Genomic DNA, 5,171 nt, shown 5'->3' on the forward strand with positions numbered 1-5,171 from the left:
GATGATGAAGGATGCGAAGGATAGGTTGATCAGGGCAAACTTGCGTCTGGTTGTCTCCATTGCAAAGAAATATACCAACCGTGGCTTGCACTTCTTTGACTTGGTCCAGGAAGGCAATATTGGATTGATTAAGGCAGTCGAGAAGTTTGAATACCGCAAGGGTTTCAAGTTCTCTACCTATGCCACGTGGTGGATCCGCCAGGCAATTACCCGTTCAATCAGTGATCAGGCAAGAACCATTAGGGTTCCTGTACATATGATAGAGCAGATCAACAAGGTGGTAAGGGAGTCAAGGATGCTTATGCAGTCCCTTGGTCGCGAACCCACCGATGAGGAAGTGGCTGAGAAGCTGGGCTGGACCGAGATCAAGGTCAAGGCAGTCAAGAATGTTGCCCGTGAGCCGATCAGCCTTGAGACTCCTGTTGGTGAAGAGGAAGACTCCTTGCTCAGTGATTTCATTGAGGATAAGGAAGTGGAGAATCCAGCCACACAGACAGCATATGCACTGCTGCAGGAACAGCTGAAGGACGTGTTGGCTACACTGCCTGCAAGAGAGCAGGAAGTACTGAAAATGCGATTCGGACTCGATGATGGGTATTCATTGACACTCGAGGAAGTTGGGTTGTATTTTGAGGTGACAAGGGAACGTATCCGCCAGATTGAAGCTAAAGCTTTGAGAAGGCTCAGACATCCCAAGCGAAGTAGGAAATTGAAGGATTTCATTTGAGAGATACAGGGAGAAGATGATGGAAGAAGCAGAAGTATTTGCACGACTCAACCAGCTGCAGGAAGACCTTAGTGACCGGTTTGCGCTTGAGGATGAGATTGTCAAGTTGCCAAGGGATTTGAAGGTCAAGCAGGAACTGCTCGACAAGATTAACCTTGAATATATTGAGGAACATACGAGAAGTGAGGTAGCCAAGGATGATCTGAAAAGCCTTCACATCCAGTATGATGATGCAGTATTGGCTCGTGAAAACTCTGAGAAGCAGATGGAGTTGATCAGTACCCAGCGTGAATTCGAGGCGTTGGAGAAAGAGATCAAGGATGCTGCAGCAAAGGAACAGAGTCTGCTCAAGCAGTTGCATGTGAAAGAGAAGCAGGTCAACGAGTATAGTGAACGCCTTACTGAGAAAGAGCAGTTGATGTCACTCCAGAAACAGGAAGTTGACAGCGAGGCAAGCAAGATTGAAGCCCTGCTCGATGAGAAAAGGAAGGAACTTGAAGCACTTGAGAAAAAGTGCCTGAGTTACATTGGTGGTGACATTGATGAAGACCTGTACAACAAGTTCTGCAATATTGTGAAGAACAAGAAAGGAAAGGGGATTGTTCCCATCCATGGATTGGTATGCCAGGGCTGTCATATCGTTCTTCCAAACCAGTTTGTCAATGAGGTCAGGGAAGCAAAGAAAATTGAATTCTGCCCGTACTGCAGTCGTATCCTCTTTTATGAGGAAGCTGAAGGTGCAGAAGAGAAGTTCCGCAAGCATGTTGAAAATGTGGATATCGAGGAAGGCGGTCTTTCCGACTTTGTCGATAGCAGTGAATTCGACGATTTGCTCTAGGTTTTTTCAAGGTAGGCTAGATGATCGCGGGCGGCTACCAGCCGCTTGAGGAAAGTCCGGGCTCCATAGGACATGACGCCGGGTAACACCCGGGAGCGGTAACGCTATAGAGAGCACCACAGAAAAAATACCGCCGGTTTTCCGGTAAGGGTGAAATGGTGGGGTAAGAGCCCACCGCACCACTGGCAACAGGGGTGGCAGGGTAAGCCTCGTCAGGAGCAAAACCAAGCAGCAGGTGGGTTGTCCGCCCTGATCCTGCGGGTCGGTTGCTAAAGAGCCTTGGCAACAAGGTTCTTGGATAGATGATCATCACAAACAGAACCCGGCTTATTGCTTGCCTTGTTTTATGATAGACAGGAGAACAGAGGATGAAGAAAACACGATTGTGGAAGCTCCTTCTGTTCTCCTTTTTTCTTGTTTTGCTGTCTTCTTCCTGTGTAAAAGATGCTTCCTCCTTACAGGAGCTCGCACAGCAAGGGGAATGGGATACCTTATATCATGCAGCAAAAAAGGATTTCAGGGAAACCTACAGAAGTGGCAGTCTCTACTATCTTGCACTTGCGCAGGCTGAGCGCGGTGACAACAAGTCGGCATTGCAGAGCCTTGATCTGTATCAGGAGATAACAGGAGAGGAAGGAGCCAGTATTGCGGCCCGGAACCTGATGCTTATTCTCGCTGACCGAATAGGAAATGCAGTGCTTGTTGTTGAGCAAGCTACGTTCCTTGATGAGGCTGGAGCCCTAGGGATCCAGGGAGCGAGAGCCTACTATCAGGCACTGATGGCCCTTGGTCGCTCTCAGGAGGCAGCCATGGTATTTGCCACCTACCTCAGGCAGCAATTGGATGGTAGTGAGTATGCACTCTTGCTTCTCGAAGCGGAAGCTCCGCTTGGACAGATACGGGATGCTCTTGGCGAACTGGAAGATGGGGAAGCGGTGTCTTTGCTTGCGACCATTGCTTCCAGGCTCCCCTCGAAGGCTTGGGCACAGACGCTGGTCCCCCTTGCGCAGGAGTATGAGCAGGCAGACCTGACCCCACAGGAGAGACAGATGCTGTATGCATCTTTAGCAACACTTTGTACACAAGCAGATTTCAGGGTTCTGGCCAATAAGTACCAGACCTTGTCAATGGAATGAATACACAGAGAAAGGATTGAGAATGAATATACTTGAGGCATTAGCCGACGATCTGGTAATGGTTGCACAACCAAGCCGATATACTGGTGGAGAATTCCACTATGGTAAGAAGAACATGGATGCTGTGGATTTCCATGCAGCAATCTGTTTCCCCGATCTCTATGAGATAGGGATGAGCAACAATGCGGTGAGAATCCTCTACGATCTTCTGAACAGGATGGACCATGTGCATTGTGACCGGGTTTTTTCCGTTGCCCCTGACTTTGAGGAATTGCTGAGAAAGAAACAGCTTCCACTCTATACCCTTGATCTGCACAAGCCATTGCATGAGTTGGATTTGTTGGGTATATCAATCGGGTATGAATTATGTGCCACCAATGTACTCCAGGTATTGGAACTTGGACAAATTCCTCTCAGGAGCAAGGAGCGCGGGGATGAGCATCCCATTGTCATTCTTGGAGGCCCTGCAGTAACCAATCCACTGCCATTCTCACCGTTTGTTGACTTTGTTTTCATCGGTGAGGCTGAGGGTGGCTTGGAACAGGTGGTCCAGACCATGAGAAAAGCCAGGGAGCAGGGCTATGGAAGAGTGGAAACACTCAAGATGCTCCAGGAGTTCCCGTTCCTTTGGTCACCAGAGAAGAAGCGATCCTTGCGATTCATTGATGACTCCTTTGGCCTTAAGCGTGATGCCCGATACCAGCACTATGTGGTTCCATCGTTCAAGGTAGCCCAGGATAATGGTGTTGTGGAGATCATGAGAGGATGTCCCAATGGTTGTCGCTTCTGTCATGCAGGACAGTACTACAAACCATACAGGCAGAAACTCTATGAAACCATCAAGGAAGAGGTAACCCAGTATGTCGATACGCTGGGCTACCGGGAGGTAACCCTTAGCTCTCTCTCCAGTGGGGACCATCCCTATATCAAGGAGATGATCGAGACGCTGAATGCAGAGTTTGCTTCCAAACATGTCTCCTTTGCCCTGCCCAGCTTGAAGGTCAACTCCTTCTCTCTGGGAATTCTGGAGCAATTGAGTGAGGTTCGTAAGAGTGGGCTGACCTTTGCCATTGAGACACCCAAGGAGTCATGGCAGCTTGCCATGAACAAGCCTGTCCCCTTGGAACAGGTTATTGGTATTGCAAAGGAGGCGAAGAGCAGAGGATGGAAGTTGGCAAAATTCTACTTCATGATCGGGCTTCCTGTGGTCGACCGAGAGGAAGAGAACCAGGCAATTGTGGACTATCTTGGGGCAATCTGGGATGAGACCCATATCCGGATGAATATCAATGTCGGTACATTCATCCCCAAGCCTCATACGCCATTCCAGTGGTGTGCACAGCTTACCCCTGAACAAAGCTACCAGCAGCTGAGCCAGTTGAAGAAAATGATCAATGAGCGGATCAAGGGATGCAAGGTAAGTTACCACGAACCGAGCGTCAGTTATCTAGAGGGTCTGATCAGCAGGGGAGATGCACGGTATGCAGATGTAATTGAGAAGGCTTACCAGAAAGGGTGCCGCCTGGATGCATGGAATGAGTACCTCCAGTATGATCTTTGGAAAGAGGCCATTGCTGAAGCTCCCTACAATCCAGAGGAAGCTATTTTCAAGGACTATGATGTTGAAGAGGAGTTGCCCTGGGATTCAGTTTCCCTGCGTGTAGGAAAGAAATTTCTCAAGGAAGAGTGGGACAGGGCAAAGAACTTGCTCCTGAGTGATCGTTGCTACGATGTATGTGAACATCAGTGTGGAGCATGCTCAACTGCCCATCAGGTAGTGGATGTAATCCACAAGGATCCCTTCTTTGAGAAAAAGAAAGATGAGAAACCTGTAGAAACTGCCCCCCCTCAACCAGTTCAAGCCGATACCGTACAGACGGTGATTCGCTATTCCAGGTATGGCTCTGCGCTCTATGTAAGCCATATCAATGCAATGAGAAACTTTGAGATGGCATTCCAGCGCTCAGCGCTTGAAGTGCAGTTCACCCAAGGATTCAATCCCAAGCCAAAGCTTGAGTTTGTGAACCCACTTTCCATTGGAATTGCCGGTGAAGAAGAGGTAATGCTCGCTGAATTGGTGGACGACGGAACGTTGGATGAGGAAAAGGTGAAGGGTGAGTTGCAACAAACCCTTAACGAAGGATACACAATCCTGGATGTATTATTCCTGAAGGGACCGAAAAAGCAGACACTTGCCAAGCATCTGAAAGGAAGCTTGTTCAGCATTGACACCAAAGGTGAGGAACCCTATACAGGGATCTTGGAGAAACGCTTGCAAGCATCTGATACTTCCTTGGAAGTATCCAGAGGAGATGCACCTCACCAATATATGGTTCGTATTACTGGGGAACGTAACCTGGTCAAATTACTCTTCGGTTCTGATGTTGACAAGTTCCTGATCGCAAGCAAGCTTACGATCAAGCGAGAGAAGCTCTTTGCGGGATCTTGGGATACTGGATATGTAGAGTAT

Annotated in this window: 4 protein-coding genes and 1 other RNA gene; all 5 read left to right on the forward strand. The window is 48.6% G+C overall.

Annotated elements, in window-relative coordinates; genetic code table 11:
• Positions 1-727, forward strand: a 727-nt coding sequence (rpoD, locus tag JF818_RS07105; protein ID WP_198891336.1) for an RNA polymerase sigma factor RpoD, incomplete at its 5' end; no start/stop codon positions are given.
• 19 nt (positions 728-746) lie between these two features.
• Positions 747-1,565: a zinc ribbon domain-containing protein gene (locus JF818_RS07110; RefSeq protein ID WP_198891337.1), complete on the forward strand. Its 819-nt coding sequence runs from the start codon at positions 747-749 to the stop codon at positions 1,563-1,565.
• Positions 1,566-1,572: 7 nt separating this feature from the next.
• Positions 1,573-1,911: RNase P RNA component class A (gene rnpB, locus JF818_RS07115), an RNA gene on the forward strand.
• A 22-nt stretch (positions 1,912-1,933) separates the two neighbouring features.
• On the forward strand, positions 1,934-2,701 hold the full coding sequence (locus JF818_RS07120) for a hypothetical protein (protein ID WP_198891338.1): 768 nt from the start codon (positions 1,934-1,936) through the stop codon (positions 2,699-2,701).
• A 22-nt stretch (positions 2,702-2,723) separates the two neighbouring features.
• On the forward strand, positions 2,724-5,171 hold a 2,448-nt coding region (locus JF818_RS07125), incomplete at its 3' end, for a TIGR03936 family radical SAM-associated protein (RefSeq protein ID WP_198891339.1).

The organism is Sphaerochaeta sp. S2 (assembly GCF_016406725.1).
In the GTDB taxonomy this organism is placed as follows: domain Bacteria; phylum Spirochaetota; class Spirochaetia; order Sphaerochaetales; family Sphaerochaetaceae; genus Sphaerochaeta.